The 21499-nt window shown below is 35.0% G+C and carries 20 protein-coding genes and 2 tRNA genes; 7 read left to right on the top strand and 15 right to left on the bottom strand.

The genetic code is table 11. The features are described 5' to 3' along the window. Positions 1 to 4: 4 nt before the first annotated feature. The 6 genes from rseP to L3049_RS15230 form a co-directional block, all read right to left on the bottom strand. On the bottom strand, positions 5 to 1357 hold the full coding sequence (rseP, locus tag L3049_RS15255) for an RIP metalloprotease RseP (protein ID WP_275110682.1): 1353 nt from the start codon (positions 1355 to 1357) through the stop codon (positions 5 to 7). Between the two features lie 81 nt (positions 1358 to 1438). After that, positions 1439 to 2587 (bottom strand): 1-deoxy-D-xylulose-5-phosphate reductoisomerase, encoded by a 1149-nt coding sequence (locus L3049_RS15250; RefSeq protein WP_275110681.1) that lies wholly within the window; start codon positions 2585 to 2587, stop codon positions 1439 to 1441. Positions 2588 to 2609: 22 nt separating this feature from the next. After that, positions 2610 to 3482: a M23 family metallopeptidase gene (locus tag L3049_RS15245; protein WP_275110680.1), complete on the bottom strand. Its 873-nt coding sequence runs from the start codon at positions 3480 to 3482 to the stop codon at positions 2610 to 2612. Positions 3483 to 3606: 124 nt separating this feature from the next. Beyond that, a tRNA-Met gene (locus tag L3049_RS15240) sits at positions 3607 to 3679 on the bottom strand. Positions 3680 to 3732: 53 nt separating this feature from the next. Next, positions 3733 to 3805: transfer RNA gene (locus L3049_RS15235), tRNA-Met, on the bottom strand. A 166-nt stretch (positions 3806 to 3971) separates the two neighbouring features. Continuing rightward, positions 3972 to 4427, bottom strand: coding sequence for a DUF4268 domain-containing protein (locus L3049_RS15230; RefSeq protein ID WP_275110679.1), 456 nt, complete (start codon positions 4425 to 4427; stop codon positions 3972 to 3974). 118 nt (positions 4428 to 4545) lie between these two features. Between L3049_RS15230 and L3049_RS15225 the strand changes: the two genes are divergently transcribed. From L3049_RS15225 to rnhA, 6 genes are all read left to right on the top strand, one after another. After that, positions 4546 to 5694 (top strand): metallophosphoesterase, encoded by a 1149-nt coding sequence (locus L3049_RS15225; RefSeq protein ID WP_275110678.1) that lies wholly within the window; start codon positions 4546 to 4548, stop codon positions 5692 to 5694. 12 nt (positions 5695 to 5706) lie between these two features. Next, positions 5707 to 6384 (top strand): DUF4956 domain-containing protein, encoded by a 678-nt coding sequence (locus L3049_RS15220; RefSeq protein WP_275110677.1) that lies wholly within the window; start codon positions 5707 to 5709, stop codon positions 6382 to 6384. A 23-nt stretch (positions 6385 to 6407) separates the two neighbouring features. Then, positions 6408 to 7484 carry a hypothetical protein gene (locus tag L3049_RS15215; RefSeq protein WP_275110676.1) on the top strand — a complete coding sequence of 359 codons (1077 nt, stop codon included), beginning with the start codon at positions 6408 to 6410 and terminating at the stop codon, positions 7482 to 7484. Positions 7485 to 7578: 94 nt separating this feature from the next. Beyond that, a complete protein-coding gene (locus tag L3049_RS15210) occupies positions 7579 to 8184 on the top strand; it encodes a ribonuclease HII (protein WP_275110675.1) in 606 nt (201 codons plus the stop codon). Positions 8185 to 8448: 264 nt separating this feature from the next. After that, the gene (locus L3049_RS15205; RefSeq protein ID WP_275110674.1) at positions 8449 to 10629 is read left to right on the top strand and encodes a S46 family peptidase; all 2181 of its coding nucleotides are present in this window, start codon (positions 8449 to 8451) and stop codon (positions 10627 to 10629) included. Positions 10630 to 10753: 124 nt separating this feature from the next. Further along, entirely contained in the window at positions 10754 to 11212 is a 459-nt protein-coding gene (rnhA, locus tag L3049_RS15200) for a ribonuclease HI (protein WP_275110673.1), read from the top strand. Between the two features lie 3 nt (positions 11213 to 11215). On the opposite strand, the gene L3049_RS15195 is transcribed toward rnhA, so the two are convergent. The 8 genes from L3049_RS15195 to L3049_RS15160 all read right to left on the bottom strand — a co-directional run bounded on the left by L3049_RS15195 (position 11216) and on the right by L3049_RS15160 (position 17675). Then, a complete protein-coding gene (locus L3049_RS15195) occupies positions 11216 to 12241 on the bottom strand; it encodes a potassium channel family protein (protein ID WP_275110672.1) in 1026 nt (341 codons plus the stop codon). A gap of 10 nt (positions 12242 to 12251) precedes the next feature. Continuing rightward, on the bottom strand, positions 12252 to 12605 hold the full coding sequence (locus tag L3049_RS15190) for an S-adenosylmethionine decarboxylase (protein ID WP_275110671.1): 354 nt from the start codon (positions 12603 to 12605) through the stop codon (positions 12252 to 12254). A gap of 9 nt (positions 12606 to 12614) precedes the next feature. Further along, positions 12615 to 14156 carry a polyamine aminopropyltransferase gene (locus L3049_RS15185; protein ID WP_275110670.1) on the bottom strand — a complete coding sequence of 514 codons (1542 nt, stop codon included), beginning with the start codon at positions 14154 to 14156 and terminating at the stop codon, positions 12615 to 12617. Between the two features lie 111 nt (positions 14157 to 14267). Next, positions 14268 to 15140 (bottom strand): DUF350 domain-containing protein, encoded by an 873-nt coding sequence (locus L3049_RS15180; RefSeq protein WP_275110669.1) that lies wholly within the window; start codon positions 15138 to 15140, stop codon positions 14268 to 14270. Between the two features lie 30 nt (positions 15141 to 15170). Further along, positions 15171 to 15968: a hypothetical protein gene (locus L3049_RS15175; RefSeq protein ID WP_275110668.1), complete on the bottom strand. Its 798-nt coding sequence runs from the start codon at positions 15966 to 15968 to the stop codon at positions 15171 to 15173. A 22-nt stretch (positions 15969 to 15990) separates the two neighbouring features. Continuing rightward, a complete protein-coding gene (locus tag L3049_RS15170; RefSeq protein WP_275110667.1) occupies positions 15991 to 16527 on the bottom strand; it encodes a DUF4178 domain-containing protein in 537 nt (178 codons plus the stop codon). 30 nt (positions 16528 to 16557) lie between these two features. Further along, positions 16558 to 17262, bottom strand: a complete 705-nt coding sequence (locus tag L3049_RS15165; protein ID WP_275110666.1) for a PspA/IM30 family protein — start codon at positions 17260 to 17262, stop codon at positions 16558 to 16560. Positions 17263 to 17279: 17 nt separating this feature from the next. Beyond that, on the bottom strand, positions 17280 to 17675 hold the full coding sequence (locus tag L3049_RS15160; RefSeq protein ID WP_275110665.1) for a YbjN domain-containing protein: 396 nt from the start codon (positions 17673 to 17675) through the stop codon (positions 17280 to 17282). A gap of 519 nt (positions 17676 to 18194) precedes the next feature. Between L3049_RS15160 and sucC the strand changes: the two genes are divergently transcribed. Continuing rightward, entirely contained in the window at positions 18195 to 20237 is a 2043-nt protein-coding gene (sucC, locus tag L3049_RS21670) for an ADP-forming succinate--CoA ligase subunit beta (protein ID WP_275110664.1), read from the top strand. Positions 20238 to 20308: 71 nt separating this feature from the next. Here the strand turns inward: sucC and L3049_RS15150 are convergent, their stop codons facing one another. Next, the gene (locus tag L3049_RS15150) at positions 20309 to 21490 is read right to left on the bottom strand and encodes a Fic family protein (RefSeq protein WP_275110663.1); all 1182 of its coding nucleotides are present in this window, start codon (positions 21488 to 21490) and stop codon (positions 20309 to 20311) included. Between the last annotated feature and the right edge of the window lie 9 nt (positions 21491 to 21499).

The following is a 21499-nucleotide window of genomic DNA, read 5'->3' as shown; positions in this document are numbered from 1 at the left end:
TCTATTACATATTAGAAATCCATTTCCACAAATCATTACCATTTGCAAAAATTAAAAGACCAAACAACAATACCATACCAGTTATTTGCGCATATTCCATGAACTTATCTCCTGGTTTTCTTCCTGTAATAATCTCGTACATTAAGAACATTACATGCCCACCATCTAATGCTGGAATAGGAAGTATGTTCATTATCGCTAAAATTATCGATAGGAAAGCTGTAAGATTCCAGAATGCTTGCCAATTCCAAACCCCTGGGAAAATACTCGCAATAGTACCAAATCCACCGATTGATTTATATGCTTTTGTTTCCGATGAGAAAATCAGTTTAAACTGTTTCAAATAAGAACCCAACTTATCAATTCCTTTATTAAAGCCTGCAGGAATTGACTCCGCGAATGTATATTTTAAAGTAGCATATTCAAATACACCAGCTTCCATCGCAGGATAAAAACCATACTTACCATCTTCTCCAATCGTAAGGTTTAGCACAACTTCTTTTCCAGCACGATCTATAATCGCGACTACACTCTTACCCTTATTGGCAGCTGAAAAATCTTGAAATTGATCGTAATACTCAAATCGAATAGAATCAATAGATACAATCTTATCTCCTTCTAAAAGACCAGCAATTTTTGCTGGAGAATCCTTTGCAACTTTACCAATCGAAATAGCGCTGTATGGATAACGTATATCCAAAACAGGACTTAAGGAAAAACCTTTACTACTTCTCGCAAGCAAATCAGCAATAAATGTTGAAGGTATATCAACACTTAATTGCTTGTTATTTCTTAAGAATTGAATTGATTGTGGATCGTTCAACAAAATATCAGGAACAATTTGACTGAATCGTTCAACTTTCTGATTATCTAACTCAAGAATCTTATCTCCATTTTGCAAACCAATACTTTGTGCCAAAGAATCACATACGTAACCATACTTTACATTCTCTGCCGGCAAATATTCATCTCCCCAAGCAAATAGTACAGCAATATAAATTACGAAGGCAAGAACAAAGTTAACTAAAACACCACCTACCATAATTAATAAACGTTGGTAAGCTGGTTTCGATCGAAATTCATAAGGCTCCGGTGGCAATGCCATTTGTTCCTTATCCATCGACTCATCTATCATTCCTGATATCTTCACATAGCCCCCCAAAGGAATCCATCCAATACCATATTCCGTCTCGCCTTTTTTATATTTAAAAAGAGAAAAACCTGGATTGAAGAACATATAGAATTTCTCAACTCGAGTTTTGAAAAGCTTCGCAAAAACAAAATGTCCTAATTCGTGAAGAACCACCAGAATGGACAAACTCAGTAGAAACTGAGATACTTTAATTAATATTTCCATTAAATTTCAATTAACTAATTTTTAACTCCATACTGAAATTTAAATTCAGTATTTTAGCGGATGCCTAATATAGGTATTTTTTTACAACATTGATAAGGCTAATTTCCTAGTCTCTGTGTCCGTTACCACATAATCCTCATAACTAGGCTTACTAATAAATCCTAATTGATCCATGCATTTTTCAATAATATCACTCATTTGAAGAAAACCAACCTGATCTTTCAAGAAAGCTTCCACCATAATTTCATTTGCTGCATTAATGATACAAGGCATATTCCCTCCTTTATCCATCGCTTCATAAGCCAAAGCCAAATTTCTAAAATTCTTGGAGTCTGCTGGTTCAAAAGTCAAATTTGGATAGTCTAGAAAATTGAATCTTTCAAAACTAGTTTTCAGTCGTTTAGGATATGTTAAAGCAAACTGAATAGGTAATTTCATATCGGGTAAACCCATTTGAGCTTTCATAGAAGAATCTTCGAACTGAACCAAAGAATGAACTATAGATTGTGGGTGTACAATCACATCAACTTGTTCCGGCTTAAGATCAAAAAGCCATTTGGCTTCAATTGCCTCAAAGCCTTTATTCATCATACTAGCTGAATCTATTGTGATTTTAGCTCCCATGTCCCAATTAGGGTGCTTCAAAGCTTGTTTAGAAGTCACATCTTCAAGGAATTTTCTGTCTTTCCCCCTGAAAGGTCCTCCTGATGCCGTCAGGTATATTTTTTCAACAGGATTTTCAAACTCACCAATCAAGCATTGGAATATTGCTGAATGTTCAGAATCTACAGGATAGATACTCACCCCATTTTCAAGAGCCAATTTTTGAATGATTTCTCCTGCAACAACTAAAGTTTCCTTGTTGGCAAGTGCAATATTCTTTTTAGCTTCGATAGCTTTTATTGTTGGCAATAAGCCTGAGTAACCAACCATAGCAGTAAGCACCACATCAATAGATGACATTCCAACAACTTGAGAAATGGCATCTATACCTGCATAGACCTTTACATCCTCATCCTTCAATGCTTCAGACAAATATTCATATTTATCTTCACGAGCAATAACAACAACATCTGGCTTAAATTTCTTTGCTTGGGCAATCAACAAATCCACATTGTTATTTGCTGTTAATACATCAACAACAAACAATTCCGGGTTTGCTTCTACTACCTCTAAGGTTTGCGTTCCAATAGAACCCGTAGATCCTAAGATTGCAATATGTTTACTCATCAATAAATCGAGTTTTGTTTGTTTAGAATTTGATATAATCCTCTGGGTTTAATGGTCGACCATTGTGCCACAATTCAAAATGCAGATGTGGTCCTGAAGTTAATTCTCCTGAATTACCCAGAATTGCAATTGCTTCGCCAGCTCTTACATATTCTCCCGGTTTTTTTAAAAGTTCCTGATTGTGTTTATAGATCGACACCAAGTCGTTGCTATGCTGAATATGAATAACATACCCTGTATTCAGAGTCCACTCAGCAAAAATAACCGTTCCATCCAGAACAGCAGAAATTCGTTCATTGATCCCGCCGACAACATCCGTACCAAAATGTTCTAATTTACTATCGTAATGATTTGAAACCAGACCATTAATTGGAGCAAAAAAGTGAACACTTGCTAGACCTTGTGCTTTCCCGGAATTACCAAGAGATAAATTAAATTTCTCATCCTCTTCATGCTCCTTTCTAAAAAGTGAATCATTAGAAGATGTACTAAAACTTAAATCCTTATATTTTGGATCGACAATAGAATCGGCCTCATTTTGAACAACATTATCAAAATCATTACCAGCAATCACATTACGAACTCCTTGAAAAAATCGATCTCTTTTATCCAATTCGTTTATCAAAGAATCAACCAATATGGCATTGTTCTCTATATTTCTTCTCATTTCACCATCAGGATATCCCGGAATATATTCTCGCAAAGGAGTAAATGCAATAAATAAGGTTACCAAAACAATCAAAAGAATTGAAAACAATCCCGTTACGGTAAAAACATTAAGTCTGGATAGACGAATCGATAACACTTCATCAAAAGTGCCTTCATTAGAAATTGTTAGACGGTATTTGTTCTTTAATTTCTCAAGCAAAGGAGTTTTCTCTTTTAAACGACTCATAATGAATGGATCTAAAAATATTTACGCAAAGGTAAGAGAAATAGCGTAAAATGCTTACTTATTCGGCTGGTAAAAATAGGGAATAAAAAAAAGGCTTTAGATTTCTCTAAAGCCTTCTCAGTAGTAGCGGGGACCAGACTCGAACTGATGACCTTTGGGTTATGAGCCCAACGAGCTACCAACTGCTCCACCCCGCAATATATTTTCAAAATGTTTTCGTCGAAAGATGAAATCTCGAAGGATTTCTTAGTAGCGGGGACCAGACTCGAACTGATGACCTTTGGGTTATGAGCCCAACGAGCTACCAACTGCTCCACCCCGCAATATATTTTTAGATTGGTATCTTTCTTATTTGCGATTGCAAAGATAGGAGGCTTTTGCTCGAAAACAAAATTAATGGAATAAAAAAAACAAAAAGGCTTACAACCTCAGTAAATACGGGGCTTTTACCCTCTGTCTATCACACAGATACAAGCTAAAAAAAATATTTTAAAAAGATGAATTTTGTATCACCTCTTTCACATCTAGGTAAGCTTCTTCAAGAATTGACATTTTCTCAAATAAAAATTGATAGTATGTCTCCCACTCTTCTTTCTTGTATACAATAGCTCCAGGTAATTGAAAGTAAATCATACTTACTTCCTTGAAACCCTCTATAAGATAATCTCTCTCCCATTTCAATTCAGGTCCACATGTTTCATCAATCACAAGTTTGTATTTTTCAAAACTTTCGAATACAGATAGTCTGTTCGTATCTAGTTTACTATCTATTTGCAGCATAACAAAAGCTCCCTTTTCATTCAAATCAAACTTAAGCTGAACTTCTTTAATTTGCGTTCCTTTAAGCACCCAGGAAGTCATTTTACGTCCTTTTTTCTTTGAGAAACGCTTAAACCCATCCCAAAATCCTATTTTTATTGCTTTGGCTTCGTCTTTTGTATACATTTGTTTTTATTTTTTGACAAAAATAAGGATATCTTGTGACAGATAATCACAAAGAAGCATGATTTCATCATTAAAATAATATTATCTTTAAAGACTCTAAATAGCGTAAGTGTTATAAATGCAAATAAAATTTACCCATACCATATTCCTGTTTTTTTTCTTGCTTATATCTTTTTGTTCAGAGGCTTCTCTAAATAAGGATTTAGCAAGTAAGGACTCACTTTTGGTTCATAGCTACATAGAAGGTCCGCACATTAGATACACCTCAACATCAAGAGTTGATGTTTTTTACATTGTACACGACAGTTTAAAAAATACCACTAAGAAAATATCAAAATCTTTTCGATTCAAGAAAGATTCAATCTTTTTTAAAGGTTTTGCAGGTGAAGACACCCTAAATTACATCATACCAAAACAAATAAAACCCCAAAGTGGAATTAATCCAATAAATAAAAACATCGTTGTTTTAGGAGATATTCATGGTGAATTCGAATCACTTCTAGCCATTCTTCGTTTTAATAAGGTTATTGATTCCAATAACAAGTGGAGTTTTGGTAAAGGGCAAGTTGTGTTTACAGGAGATGTGTTTGATAGAGGAGATGAAGTAACAGAATGCCTGTGGCTTTTATTCAAGCTTGAAATGCAGGCACAGAAAGAAGGAGGTGATGTTCACCTTTTACTAGGAAATCATGAAATGATGGCCCTATTATTTGATGTTCGATATGTTGATGAGAAATACATACATGCTGCTCATGCCTATAATTATCACTACTCACATTTTTTTGCCAAGCATACTGTTTTGGGTAAATGGCTACGTTCAAAAAATGCATTGGTCAGAATTGGTGAGCAATTATTTGTTCACGGTGGCATTTCTCCAAAATTTTTAGAAAAAAAAATGAAAATTGATGAAGTAAATGTAGGAATGAGGTATCATCTTAACAATTACACTCAATTAGAAGACACAACCTTAGTAGATTTATTCTTATATTCAGAGAGTCCTTTGTGGTATCGAGGTTATTTATCACGAACCCCAAACTATGACAGAATCTCTTTACAAGATGTTCTTAAAACACTTGAGTTATACTCCTCAACAGTAATCATCTTTGGTCACACTCCGGTTGCAAGAGTTTACCCGTTTTATTCGTTTAAACTTATTGCAATGGATGTTCCGATAGGAGACCCCAAATTTATCGATCAAGGCTTATTAATAGATAATCAGATGTATTACCGTATCTTTGCGCACAAAGAAAAAGAACGAATAAAATAAAGCACTATTTATATGGAACTTTTCATGAACCTAATAACGAATCAAAGCATTCCAACCTCTATTATTGTTACCGATAATATTCTGGAATTATTGTTCCGGTTTGCCCTAAATTTATTTGTAACAATCTTTGTTATCATTTTTGTCTATTTTAGAGCGACAGGTAAACGCTCGTATGTGTTTACTTATATTCTTATATCTACAACAATATTTTTCCTTTGTTTTTTGCTTGGAAGTATTGATTTGCAATTGGGTTTTGCCTTAGGATTGTTTGCAATATTTGGCATAATTCGTTACCGTACCGATACGATTCCTATTCGTGAAATGACCTACTTATTTTTGGTTATTACAATTTCAGTTATTAATGCACTGGCTCGAAGAGAAGTAAGCATTGGTGAAATTGCCTTTACAAATATTGCTTTTATGGCTACTACATGGGTTATGGAAAGAATTTGGATGACACGTCACTTAGCAAGAAGAACGATTGTTTACGACAGGCTTGATTTAATTCATCCAAGTAAGCACAAAGAATTAATTGAAGATATTGAAAACAGAACAGGAATGGTTGTTTCCAAGTTTAAGATTGGTCAAATCGACTTAGCAAAAAATAGTACCAGACTTATTATTTTTTACAAAGAAAATTCGACACCTAACATATTAACTGATGCCGAATTAAACGACAAGAGTTCTTAATTTGTCAATAACAAAATCAATAAATGATAAAGCATTTTCAATTCATATTCCTCCTACTTCTTTTTCTACCTCAAATAGGAAATGCTGAGTTGTGCTTAAAAAATCAGGATCTCACCGATTCAATATATAAAGCACCTAATTTATTTGAATCTGATGATTTATTAGAACTATCGATCACCACCGACCTTAAAAGTTTATTACGGGATATTGGTAAAAAAAATACATATCACAAAGGAAGACTTTCATACTTTGTGGGTGACACTATTGTTAGCATGATAGTAGAACTAAAAACCCGTGGTAATTTTCGGAAGGATAGAAGCATATGTGCTTTCCCTCCACTCAAAATCAAATTCAATCAAGCCGAGTCTAGTTATACTATATTTCACGACCAGAAGAAGTTGAAAATGGTTACCCATTGCCAAAATCGAAATCCTCGATTTGAGCAGATGCTTATTCAAGAATACTTGATTTACAAAGCTTACAATATCTTTACGCCTGAAAGTTTTAAGGTAAGACTTGCCAAAATCACTTACAAGGACAGCAAGAATTCAGTTAAACCAGTTACTAAACTCACTTTCTTTATTGAAGACTTTGAGAAAATGGCTGAACGAAATGGCAAAATTCCACGTTACGATAAAAAAATACATCAAGATCATACCTTAATTAATAAAATAACAAAATTGGCAGTATTTCAATACATGATTGGCAATACTGACTGGGGAGTCCCTACACTGCACAACATCAAATTAATTTCAAAAACTCCAAAATCACGTACTAGTTGTGTTCCGTACGACTTTGATTGGGCAAGTTTGGTAAATGCTCCTTATGCAATTCCAAATGAAAAATTGAATATCGAATCCATTCATGAACGTTTATACAGAGGTTATAAAAGATCAGCCAAAGATCTTGAGTATATATTCAGAGAGTTTCGAATGAAAAAAGAAAATCTTTATAAGCTTTATCAAAACTGCTCATATCTATCTGAGAAGGAACTAGAAAGGAGCTTAAATTACTTCGACGAATTTTATGAATTAATTGATGATCCGAAACAAATCAACAGGGAATTTATTGATAAAGCCAGAACTTTAAAACTAAAATAATAACTCGCTCTTCATTCCCAAAATCATATCCTTACGAGTTCTTTATTTGATTCAGTAAAAAATACTCTTATTTTTGTCGCCAAACATCGAATTTATGAATGGTTTAGCCTCTTTTTTATACAAGAATAAAATTGAAGCGGGTTGCGACGAAGCAGGACGTGGTTGTCTTGCCGGACCAGTGGTGGCAGCAGCAGTCATTTTGCCACGAAAGTTTAAGAATTCCATATTAGACGACTCTAAAAAGTTGACTGAAAAGAAACGTTATGCTCTTAGGGAAGTTATTGAAAAAGAAGCTGTCGCCTGGGCCGTTGGAATAGTTAGTCCCGAAGAAATTGATAAAATAAATATACTTAATGCCTCTTTTTTGGCTATGCATCGAGCTATCGATCAGCTTAATATTACACCTGAGCAACTTCTAATTGATGGCAACCGTTTTAATCCTTATAAAAATATACCACATCATTGCATAATAAAGGGCGATGGTAAATATCTGTCGATTGCAGCAGCTTCGGTTTTAGCTAAAACTTACCGAGATGATTTAATGTTAGATCTTCATAAAAATTACCCGATTTATGATTGGGATAGTAACAAAGGTTACCCAACAAAAAAACACAGAGCAGCAATTCAAAAACATGGAATAAATGAAATTCACAGAAAGAGTTTTTCACTTCTGTCCACTCAACTTGAAATGAAATTTTAAAGAATAAAGACTCATTAACAGGCAATTATCCTCCCTCTTCAACGAGGAAAATGATAGGTTTATCTAATTTTAAAGATAGCTACACCACACACAATCACTGATTATCAATACATTAAACAATAAGTAAACAATCACTAACAAATCAATAAAAGAAGGAATCATATAATAATATTAACTTTGCTTATTGACTAAATACTTTTAACAACAAGAACTATTTTGCTTACAAAAGCAAAAACGTTCTATTAAAAATTTAAAGCAACTAAAATGAGAAAATTTGCATCATTATTTTTGGGTCTAAGTTTACTACTTAGCTTCTCCAATGCAAAAGCTGACGAAGGAATGTGGCTTTTATCCTTACTAAAAAAACAAAATGCTGCAGAAATGCAGAAGATGGGCTTTAAGTTAAGCGCTAAAGATATTTATGATATCAACAATAATTGTATGAAAGATGCAATTGTTGGTTTAGGTAGAGCAGGCAGACCATTCCGTCATTTCTGTACTGGTGAAATCATTTCTAATCAAGGTTTATTTTTGACAAATCACCACTGTGGTTTTCCATCAATTCAATCTCATTCGACTACTGAACATGATTACTTAGCAGATGGATTCTGGGCTTACGATAAGAGTGAGGAATTAACAAATGAAGGTATTACTGCTTCTATCTTGGTGCGTATGGAAGACGTTTCTAAGAAAGTTTTATCAAAAGTGAATGATGAAATGTCAGAAGAAGAGCGTTATACCGCAATTGATAAAATTTCTAAAGAGATTGTAAAAGGTGCTGAAGAAGGAACTGATTACAAAGCAAGTGTTAAGGGCATGTTTGAAGGTAACCAATACTTTCTTTTTATTTACGAGATCTATCAAGATGTTCGTTTAGTTGGTGCTCCTCCTCAATCAATGGGTAAATTTGGTGGTGATACTGATAACTGGATGTGGCCTCGTCATACAGCTGATTTTTCTATGTTCCGTATTTATACAGCTCCTGATGGAAAACCTGCTAAATACTCAGCGGATAATGTACCATTGAAGCCTAAACATCATTTACCTGTTTCTATAAAAGGTGTTCAGGAAAAAGATTTTGCAATGATTATGGGTTTCCCTGGAACAACGAAACGTTACCTAACTTCTTATGGTCTTGAAGAGACAATGAAAATCACGAATCAGAATCGTTACGATATCCGTACTGTAAAGTTGGATATTATGATGAAAGAGATGTTGAAAGATCCTAAGGTTCGTATTCAGTACGCTTCAAAGCATGCAGGTTCTGCTAACTATTGGAAATATTCTAACGAGCAAAATAAGGCTTTGAAGAAATTAAACACAATGGGAGCTAAGCAAGAAATTGAGGATGAATATAACGCTTGGGCTACCAAGAAATCGAAAAGAGCTGCTAAGTATGGAAAAGCTTTAGATATGATTAGCAAAGTTTATGCTGAGCGTAAAGAAGCAATGAATGCAAGTTCATACCTAAGAGAAGCTTTATTTAGTGGTGCTGAAATGCCAATGTTCTCAATTAAAACTGGTGGTTTAAAAACCTTACTTGCTGCTGATACAGTAAATACAGAAGCAATTGAAAAGGCAATTACTGGACTTCGAAAAGCTGCAAAAGGATTTTACAAAAACTACAATATGCCAACCGATCAAAGATTAATGGCTGGTATGTATAAAATGTATTCAGAAAATATTGCTGCAGATCAGCAACCTGAAATCTTCAAAACAATTGCTGATGAGTATCAAAATGATTTCGCAAAATTTGCAGAAAATGTTTACTCAACATCTGTATTTGCAACTGCTGAAAGTTTCAATAAATTTCTTGACGCTCCAGAATTAGAAGTACTTGAAAATGATATTGCTTTCCAAACAGGAAATTCAATCCTTAAAAAATACAGAGAAGTAGCAGCTAAAGTATCTGTTGGTGCTGATCAACTTAAAAAAGGTAAACGTTTATTTGTTGATGGATTGATGCAAATCAATAAGAAGAAAAATCTTGCTCCTGATGCAAACTCAACACTACGTTTAACTTACGGTACTGTTGGTGGTTATTCTCCAAAGGATGGTGTTTATTACAATCACTATACAACTCTAAAAGGGGTGATGGAAAAAGAAAACCCTGCAAGTCATGAGTTTAAAGTTCCAGCTAAATTGAAAGAATTGTTTAAGAACAAAGATTTTGGTCAATATGCTGATAAGAAAGGTAACCTTCCAGCTTGTTTCCTAACTAACAGTGATATTACAGGTGGTAACTCGGGCTCTCCTGTGATTAACGGAAATGGTGAATTGATTGGTACTGCTTTTGACGGTAACTCTGAGGCGATGTCTGGTGATATTGATTTTGAAGATAACCTACAAAGATGTATCAACCTTGATATTCGTTACACACTTTTCATTATTGAAAAGTATGCAGGTGCTAAAAACTTAATTGAGGAGATGACTATTGTAAAATAATTAACCACTCACAATACATACAGAGGATGTTCGAATTTTCGGACATCCTTTTTTTATGCCTATTAATTATAATTGAGAAGAGTAAATTTTGTTACTTTTGATTTGAAAATTATAAACAGAGAATATGTCTACAAAAATAACCATGTATACCGATGGTGCTTGTAGTGGAAACCCGGGACCTGGAGGTTATGGTACTGTTCTTATTTCAGGTAAACATCGCAAAGATTTGGCTGAAGGATATAGGCTGACTACCAATAACAGGATGGAATTACTTGCTGTAATAATTGGTCTTGAGGCTTTGAAAGAAGAAGCTTGTGAGGTAACAATCTACTCCGATTCGAAATATGTGGTTGATGCTGTTGAGAAAAAGTGGGTTTTAGGATGGGAGAAAAAGCGTTTTAAGGACAAGAAGAATCCTGACCTTTGGATTCGATTTCTTAAGATTTATAGAAAACACAATGTAAAATTTATTTGGGTAAAAGGACATGCCAATATTCCAGGAAACGAACGTGCCGACGAATTAGCAGTAATAGCATCTAAAAGACCAAATCTTCCAGATGATGTTGGCTACAATCCAGAGTAAAAGCTACTCACCTTCCTTCACTCCAAAAAACTCCTCTAGGCTTGCTTTACTTTTTCCGCTTGAAATAAGAATCAAATAATCATTGGCTTTTATCAGACTCCCTTTTACTGGATTTTTAACGATCTTCCCATCTTGAACCATACCAATTAATATACCATTGTAATCCAACTTCAATTTCATAAAAGCAGTCATGTATTCCGCTCCAGCAAAATCACACTCTTCGCTGATTAAATACTGTTGAATATCCGAATCCTCATCGGCAACACTAGTGGCAATTAAATCTTCGGTATAAGCAGCAACATGAGGCTCAAATAGGTAGGAAGCAACCAACTTGGAAGCAACTTCATTCTTAGCAATTACATGATCGATACCAGCGCTTATAAAAGTTTCTTTTAAGCTAGGGTTAGAGCAAGTAACCACAACATTTGCTTTTGGGTATTTCTTCTTCAGATTAATAACAAAAACCAGCGTTTCTGAATCATCCTTAAAGTTTACAAAAACTCTTTTTGAATTGTTAATGTTAACTTTCTCGAAAGCATCAATATTAGAATAATCAGCAAATAAACTAAAGGTTGTTTTAGAAGAATACAAATCAGCTATTAAATCTAAATCGGCTTTATTATTGGTAACAAATGCTACTTTTTGACCTGCTTGAGTAATTTGACTAGCCACCTTTTGTCCAAATTCATTCCAACCAATAATAATGTAATGATCTTCAAAATCGCTTCCCCAGAACCCACTTTTTTTCTTTTCCATATACTGATTAAATCTTACGGTTACTTCACCAATAATAAATCCTAGTATTCCTAAACTTCCAATAATAACAATTAAGCCAATTATTTTACCCGGTAATGTTACAGGATAAAAATCGCCATATCCTACGGTTGTAAGCGTTACAATAGCATACCAAAAGGCATCTCCAACACTCTTAATATTCCCATCAGGCGATTGCCCTTCGAAATACTTAATTCCGAGTATCGCTGCAACGTAAACCAAAAAGGCAATAAAAAAGATCAGCTTTTTTTTCATTCGAGTCAATTTATTCGGGTACACAAATTTCAATTCCGTCACCATTCCAATTCACAGTCAATTTGCTATCGGTAACCAATTCTTTAAAATCTGTAGATTTTTTCTGATTGCAGCTACTCAACTCAACGTATGACCATCCCTTATCTGGAAATGTATGAATAGCCAAATGAGATTCTGCTAACAACCAAAATGCAGTGTATCCTTGCACTGGAAAATGATGGTCTGTAAAGTTCAAAATCACGAAATCCACTTTTTTCAAATATTCTTGAAATCGAGTTTGCAACACAATCGGATCACATTCTGACACCCAGAATCGTAAGTTATGAATTTTAGCTGCTAATATTTTATTTACCGCTGTAGGCATATCATCAAATTAATATAAATCCCAATTTCCTTTCATATAGTACTTGTGCAAAACAGGTTCGTGAATTCTATTCACGTGTACACTATCCTTTTTCCAAGGATAATAATCCTTTCCAAAAGAAGTAATTAATGTCATTGCCTCCTTATTTATCCATCGTGTAGGCACATTAATCTCTAATTTTTGCAGTTCCGCTTTTACACTTTCGTAAGGTGGTTGTTTAACTCCAAGAGTCCAACCCCATTCTCCCAATGTAATTACCTGATTGTGCATTGGAACCGTTTCAAAGCCTGCGCTTTTAATTGTTTCCACAATGCACGAGAATGCCTGAGTTGCAAAGTATGGACTTCCCGACTGCGTTACAATTACACCTCCTGGTCGTAAATGACGATAACAAATCTTATAGAATTCGTGCGAATACAGGCGACCTAATTCAATGCTTCGTGGATCTGGTAAATCAATAATGATCACATCAAAATAATTCTCATTAGATAACATGTATTTGTATCCATCATCATTCAATACTTCGACCTTATCATTACTCAACGAGTTTTGATTTAACTCTGTAAGAATCGGATGATTTTTTCCCAAATTAGTCATAGCAGGATCTAAATCCACCAAAGTAATTTTTTCAACCTTCGGATATTTCAAGATCTCACGAACTGCACATCCATCTCCTCCACCTAAAACCAAAATCTTGGTCGGATTTGGATGCAAACTCATTGCTGGATGAACCAAAGGTTCGTGATACATGATTTCATCACGCGTGCAAAGCTGCTGATTACCATTCAAATACAACCAATAATCATTTTTCCATTGCGTCATTACAATGCGTTGATATTTGGTTTGTTCAGTATAAATAACCTTATCAGCATATTTTTGTTGCTCCCCAAACTTGATGATTGGATCGGTAACAAAAATTCCTGTAGTCAAGGAAATCATTATAAAAGCACCCAAGCTAACCAACAATTTTCTCTCCTGCGATTTTAACAGATCCCAAAGAAAATACAGAACAATAATTGATACTGAGAAATTTACAAAGCCCAAAATGAACGGCGTATAAATTAACCCAAATACTGGCAAGCCAATAAAGGCGAAAAATACACCTCCTAATAAACTTCCATAATAATCATTCTCTAAAATATTAGAGATATTAAATTGCAACTTCTCGTAATCGTCATTAATACGAATCACCAAAGGAATTTCCATTCCAATTAACAATCCAATACAAATGGCTAAGCTGTATATTAAAATTCCAATTGATTGCGTATAGGCAGAAGCCGTATAAACCAATAAAGCCGCAAACGAAACGATAAAGGAAAGCGCAAATTCCAATATCAAAAATTTCTTCAATAATCCATTCTCAAAATTCTTGGTAATTCGACTACCCAAACCCATGGAAAATAACATGAGAGAGATAATCATTACCCAATGAAAAACAGAATTACCTAAAAAATACTGAGCTAAAGTGGATAAAATATATTCCGCTACAACTCCAGAGAATCCGGTAGCAAATATTGCTGCCTTTAGTAATGTTGATCGATTCTTAAACACCTTCTATTAATTATGAATTAAGAATTATTAATTATTAATTGAAACAAACAATTAGCTCCTCTCAACTCACAATAATAAATTCATAATTCAGCATTTATAATTCGTAATTAACTATAAGCACCAAGTAATCAAAACAGATCCACCTATGTATGCAAATGCTTCAACTAAAGCAGCTCCAACATTTGGTTTTTCTTGATTGATAATTTCATCGGTTAACCTTTCTCCAGGAAGTAAAATCTTATCCGTAATTAAACGCATAACTGGTAATAATACAATTCCTACTAAAAGTTCAAATCCAGCTTCCGTAAATGTTGGCATCCAACCATCAAAATCCCCTACCAATCCAAATCGAATCAAATTGGCAATAGCGATAATCGCACCAGCGAATCCAACACCAACAGCTACATTGTCTTTTTCAATGTGTTCGTGCAAATTGTATGGTGTTATCCAATTGTAAATACGAGTAGTGATAATTAATGCAACTTGACCAAATGCCCAAAAGACAACAGCGGTCAAGATTCCAAAAAGCAGATCCCCACTTTCTCCCGAAACAGCGCCAAAAATGATTAAACCTGAAGCTACCGATACAGCACCTTCAACAATACCGGTTCCTGCATTTTGGTCTTCAATTATCTCTTTGCGGATCGAAAAATTTCTAAGAATTAAATAATCCGATAAGAATATTGAAATATTCAATAAAACAATGGCTAGCAATCCATAAACTGCTATGTCGATAATATCGTTAACTAAACCGTTAGATGGACCTACAATTGCACTTCCGATTGAAAATAACAATCCAATGTAATAACCAACATGGGCAACGGCAAAAGCAAAATTATCTTTCTTAACCAATTCCTCTTTTACCTTAAAGGATGGATGAAGCAACTGGTAAACAAATTTCCCGATAAGGAAAATAGCAAATGCTACCGCGATATAAACCACAGCATCATAAACGATAAACGAAATTTCTGATAATGACATCATAAGTTTTAAATCTATGAGTGATACAATGGTTTATTTTCCAAATCCACCGCTACGTGAGCGTGATGAACTTGATGATCTATATCTTGATGAACTTCTTTTTGTTTTAGTAGAAGTTCTTGCGCTACTAGTGCTTGAAGAACGACTCACTTTACTTCGAACTTTATCTTTAAAAGTAGATGGCTTACTGCCCCACTTGCTATTTTTTCCCGAAGTAGATGAAGTATAAGAATTGGTTCCGTAAACAGGACTGCCTCCTCTTGGACCATAATAACCTCTAGAACCGCCATAATAACCACCACTGCGATAATCATTGTAATAAGAGCGTCGGTACGATCCCATATTGAACATGTGCGACATGAAAGCATATTGACCGTAAAAAGCCCAGAAAGAAGAACCTCCACGATTTTCCCATCGCCCATACTTCTCATTCCCTACGTAATGATTGTATCCAGCAGGTACAGCTTGCTTGGTAATAACGCCATCTTTTTTCGAAACAATCTCCATTCCCATATTATTCATATTCTGAGAAAAGAAAGCTTCACTAACATTTTTCCAAGTCGATTTTTGTTCCAAAACCGTATCCGGACGCTGAATGATTACCTGGTATTGGTGACGGTAATTGTCAGAACCTTCATTTGCATCCATATCAAATAAGACAATAGAGAAATTCTGTTCTGCATTCAACTCTTTAATTAAATTATCGACAGGAGATTTTTGATAGCTTTTTGTTACGGTAGACGACGAAGATGATGAACTACCACCTCCACAAGTTTTTACGATAACAAACAAAACAATAATCCCAATGATTACTTTAGTTACAGTGTTCATGTTTATAATTTTGGGTTATAAATTATTTCGGTAGAATATTAGAAATTTCAAATTCCTTGATGGCTTTTCCAGCAGAAGCTTCAAATTCCTTTTCATCCCATTGTTCAATTGTGATAATATTTTCTCCAGATTCATCCTCAAAGTCCCAAGAGATAAACTCTACCCACTCTTCTCCACGAGCGGTATCATTAAAATAACCTGGCGATTCCTTTTCGAAAAAATACTTTGTGTCCTTATAAATAAGAGTTGTTGGCGCTTTCTGAAGGTTCATTAAATCGTTTAGAACATTCTCGCCTAATTCTCGAACTTTAATTTTATCGGAGATCGACAAGCTAATCTCATCATCATCTTCAACTGCCAGATAAAGTGTCCTAGTTCCATTGTTAATTTTGTATTCTTTAGAGAAATAATTATCTCCCCAATCGTACTCATAACTCGCTTGCACTTCCCAGCTTTCCAGATCGTATTCAAAAACAAAACCAACATCCAGGTCGGTAACCCGGATATTGGTGCTGTCATACTTCGGCTGTTTCCGTTTAAAAAAATCGGCTAATCCCATTTTTAATTTCGTTCAAATTTGTAAAAACAGCTATTCTTTATTTTTCATTTTTGCTTTTAGCTCTTCCAATGCATTTGATGCTTTAACATTAGTATCGCTTAAAGTTGCATCAATTTCATCATCTAAACTACGATTTTCAAAAGCAATATCGCCGTAAGCTTCAGCCATAGCTTCTTGCTGAGCTACTTTGTCTTTCATTTTCTCTAACATTCCAACCGTACCAGAACTATCAATTCCAGAAAGTTGCTTGTTAATTTTCGAAGTCGCTTGACTTACACGAGCACGAGCTTTTAAAGTTCTCAATTCATTCTCATAGCGAGTAATCGTTGATTTTAATTTCTTCACATTCGTATCTAACTGACTAATGTTAGTATCGAATTTACTCACTTCTTCCTGCGATCTTGAAGCATTAGAAACAGCTTCTTCTTTTCTAGCCAAGGCCTCGGTTGCTAAGCGTTCTGCTTCCGACATTTCCAAATCACCTTTTTCAGCTTTTTGCAATAATAACATTGCTTTTTGCTCGTAATTCTTTGCCATCGACTTTTGCTCATTCAAGTCTCTCTTGCTTCGAATTGCTAAAGCCTTCACTTCAGCCAAAGCTTGTAAACTTTTATCTAAATCTTTTTTGAGATCTCTGATTCCCTGTTCGGTCATCTTAATCGGATCTTCTAATTTATCTATAGCGGAGTGAGCTTCTGCTTTGCCCACATTGAATAATCTACCAAAAATTCCCATTTGTATCTTATTTAAAGTTATGATTTTGAATATGAAATAATCTCTTCAGAAAACTCGCTCAACAACAATTCTAATGAATTTAAAGTTGCCTCCAATTCGTTCTGATCTAAATTCTCTAACTGAAGCGTATCACGGAAAATTATTTTTTTCCCAGACTCGTCTAAAACAAAAGCCCCGTGAACAATTTCTCTATTCTTTTTTAATAATGATTTATAAACTTCTGGATTCTCTTCCGTTAATTCGAAAAGCAATCCTTCAATAATTAAAATTGGATCTTCACAATCAATTATCAAATTAGCGATTCCACCATCAGGATTTTCAACAACAAATAGTTCTTCTGCTGTATCTTCCTGTACAATATTGAATTCTAAATTCAAAAGGTATTCTTTTACCTTGTTATAATATGTGTTCATATTTCTATATCATTTAATTTACTGATTAAAAATAAAACAAATAATCATCATAATAAAATTTTTATCTCTCATGGCCACTTAAGACAAATAACTAATTCTATTAGATTTTTTGCTTTGAGTTTGAAATTACTAAATCTCACACGTACAACACACATTTTATCGGGAGAATCTTCTTTTTATTCGATAAATGGAAGTTTTTACATGTTTTCTTGCAAGCATGTGATTCAATCTTACTAAAAATTGAATCCATCCAACAACAAGTGATCCTATTTTGGGTAATTCTCTTCAATTGAAACCAAGTCCAAAAATTCAAAAAACAAAAAGATTCAAAACTCTTTTAAATTTCCATCAAATGTCCTTTTTATATTCATTCAGTTATTTATATATTTAGGTTCATTAAAAAATTAACCATTTAAGTATTAATTGTTACCGACTTGCTTACCTGTTCAAAATCAACTAAAACAATAAACACAGAATACGCAGGTCTTTTCCAAGCCTAACAAAAAAAATTAACTAAGAATGAAGATTCACGAATATCAAGCAAAGGAAATTTTACGGTCGTTTGGCGTTCCTGTACCTGAGAGCAAAATTGCATTCTCGGTAAAAGAAGCAGAGCAAGCAGCTCAAGAAATTGGATTGCCTGTAGTCGTTAAAGCGCAAATTCACGCAGGAGGCCGCGGAAAAGGTGGAGGTGTTAAGTTTGCACCTACTGCTCAAGACGTAAGCCAATATGCGAATGATATTTTAGGGATGACCCTAATTACCCACCAAACAGGTCCTGAAGGACGTTTGGTTAAAAAAGTTTGGATTGAAGAAGCTTCGAATATCAAGCATGAGTATTATGCGGGTATCGTTCTTGATCGTGCCTCATCGAAGGTAACCTTTATGGTTTCTACCGAAGGCGGTATGGAAATTGAGAAAGTCGCTGAAGAAACACCTGAGAAAATTGTAAAGGTTGCCGTTGATGCAGCGGTTGGATTACAGGCTTTCCAGGCTAGAGAAATGGCCTTTGCATTAGGTCTTAGCGGTGCTGCATTTAAGAATGCAGTGAAGTTCTTCCTTGCGCTTTATAAAGCTTATATGGGAACGGATGCTTCTCTATTCGAGATTAACCCATTGGTTGTAACTCAGGAAGGTGATGTTATCGCTTTGGATGCTAAGGCCGATTTTGATAATAATGCTATGTATCGCCAGAAAACATTGACTCCACTTCGTGACCTTGACGAAGAAGAGCCATTGGAAATTGAGGCGGGGCAATCAGGTCTTAACTATATTAAACTAGATGGTAACATTGGCTGTATGGTAAATGGTGCTGGTTTGGCTATGGGAACGATGGATATTATTAAATTGACTGGTGGTGAGCCAGCTAACTTTCTTGATGTTGGAGGGTCAGCATCAGCAGAAACCGTAGAACAAGGTTTCCGTATCATCCTTTCAGACAAAAATGTAAAGGCTGTTTTAATTAATATTTTTGGTGGTATCGTTCGTTGCGATCGTGTTGCCAATGGCGTTATTCAAGCCATCAAAAATATCAATACTCAAGTACCTATTGTTGTTCGTTTACAAGGAACCAATGCTGAAGAAGGTAAAAAGCTTCTTGAAGAGTCAGGCATGAATATTATTGCCGCGACAGAACTTAAAGATGCAGCTAAAAAAGTAGTAGCCACCCTTAAAACAATCAACACAATGAGTGTATTAGTAAATAAAGATACAAGACTAGTAGTTCAGGGAATTACGGGTTCAGAAGGGGGATTTCATACCCAACAAATGATAGAATACGGCACCAATGTGGTTGCAGGTGTTACACCAGGTAAAGGTGGGCAAATGTTTATGGATAGTGTACCGGTTTTCGATACTGTAAAAGATGCTGTGAAAATTGCAAAAGCTAATGCTTCGGTTATTTTTGTTCCACCAGCATTTGCGGCTGATGCGATTATGGAAGCTGCTGATGCAGGTATCGAGCTTGTAATATGTATTACCGAGGGTATTCCTACTCTTGATATGGTAGATGTTCATGAGTTTCTTTCAAAGCGTCCAAAAACAACTCTTATTGGGCCTAACTGCCCAGGTGTAATTACGCCAGGTGTAGCAAAGATTGGTATTATGCCAGGTTTTATTCATAAGCCAGGTAAGATTGGTATTATCTCACGTTCGGGAACCTTAACTTACGAGGCTGTTCACCAACTAGGTAATGCAGGTTTTGGTCAGTCTACAGCTATTGGTATTGGTGGTGACCCAATTATTGGAACCAAACATATTGATGCAGTCAAGCTTTTGAATGAAGACCCAGAAACGGAAGCTATCGTTCTTATCGGTGAAATTGGTGGTTCAGATGAAGAAACTGCTGCTGCTTATATCGCTGATAACGTGAAGAAACCTGTTGTAGCATTTATCGCTGGTCAAACTGCTCCTGAGGGGAAACGTATGGGACATGCAGGTGCTATTATCGCTGGTGGTAAAGGTACAGCTGAAGAGAAGATGAAAGCTCTGGCAGCTGCTGGTATCCACGTTGTGAAATCACCTGCTGATATAGGAAACAAAATGAAAGAAGTAGTGGGGTAATTAATTAGTCAACATATAAAAACTAAAAAGAGCTTGATTAATAAAATCAAGCTCTTTTTGTATCGTATATTTTACATTTCGAATATTGCCAAATACTCCCACAAATAGAAAATTCTATTTCTACGTGCACCTACATGTTCGCGCAATAAATTTGTAGACTCAAATTCTTTTACAAGCAAATTTGCCGATTGAAAACTTAAATTTAATTTCTCTTTTATGTCATTAACGGACATAAATGGGGATGAATAAAACTCAGCAAGCAGTTGTTTTGCAGAATTTCGTCTTTTAACCCCCATCTTATTTTCAATAACCGACTCGTAGTGTTCTGTTAGTTGCTCTAAACGCCCTAGCAGCTCCTTACTGTGAATAGCTGTTTCATTCATTCCTGTGATAAAAAATCGAATCCATTGTTCAACATCATTTCTCGATCGAATCAAATTCAGACGATGATAATACTCCAATCGATTCTTTTCGAAAAAAGCAGAAAGGCAAAAAATTGGCTTCGACAAAAAATTCAAACTAATTAACTCCAATAGAATAAGAGTACGAGCCGTTCGCCCATTTCCATCCAGGAAAGGAAGTATGGTCTCGAACTGACAAAGTGAAATCGCCATCTTAATAAGATAAGGCAGCTCGAGATCCTCATTACGCCAAAACCACTTAGCATCATTAATCAATATTTTCAAGTCATGTTTATTAGGTGGCGTATAATCTGCTTTATCTTCAAGCAAAAGATCATTTGCTTGAAAAAACGGCCTAAACTTTCCTCCAAATTCTTTTTTAACTGGTAAATCGGCACATAAAATACGATGTGATTCTTTAACTAATCGTATGGAAAGAGGAAACTTTGTCAACTCTCCAACTCCCCATTGTATAGCTTTTATATGGTTGGTAATTTCTTTTTGTGCATACTTCACCTTGAAACTCTTAGATATCTCTGGCACAAAAACCTGATACAGGTTACTCTTATTTCCTTCGATTAAGTTGGAAGCAAGCACTTCTTGAGCAATAAAAAGTGGCACATGTTCATCTATTCGAGGGTAAAATTTTGAGTAGGCGTTTAGCTCTCCCAACTCAAGCATGGCAGATTCTAATAAAATATTGATTTGTTTATCATTCCATTCAAATGAACGGTTAATTAAAGAAGGTGTTACACTCTTATAACCCTCTTTAAAACTCTGGTAAACGAAATCACCTCCAGTTTTTTTATTCAACTTATCACTCATATCCTTGAATAAGCAGTTATTATTCACGTTAAAAGT

This window comes from Labilibaculum sp. DW002 (assembly GCF_029029525.1).
GTDB lineage: Bacteria > Bacteroidota > Bacteroidia > Bacteroidales > Marinifilaceae > Paralabilibaculum > Paralabilibaculum antarcticum.
The sequence above is the reverse complement of the archived record's forward strand: the minus strand, read 5'-3'. Positions and strand labels throughout refer to the sequence as shown.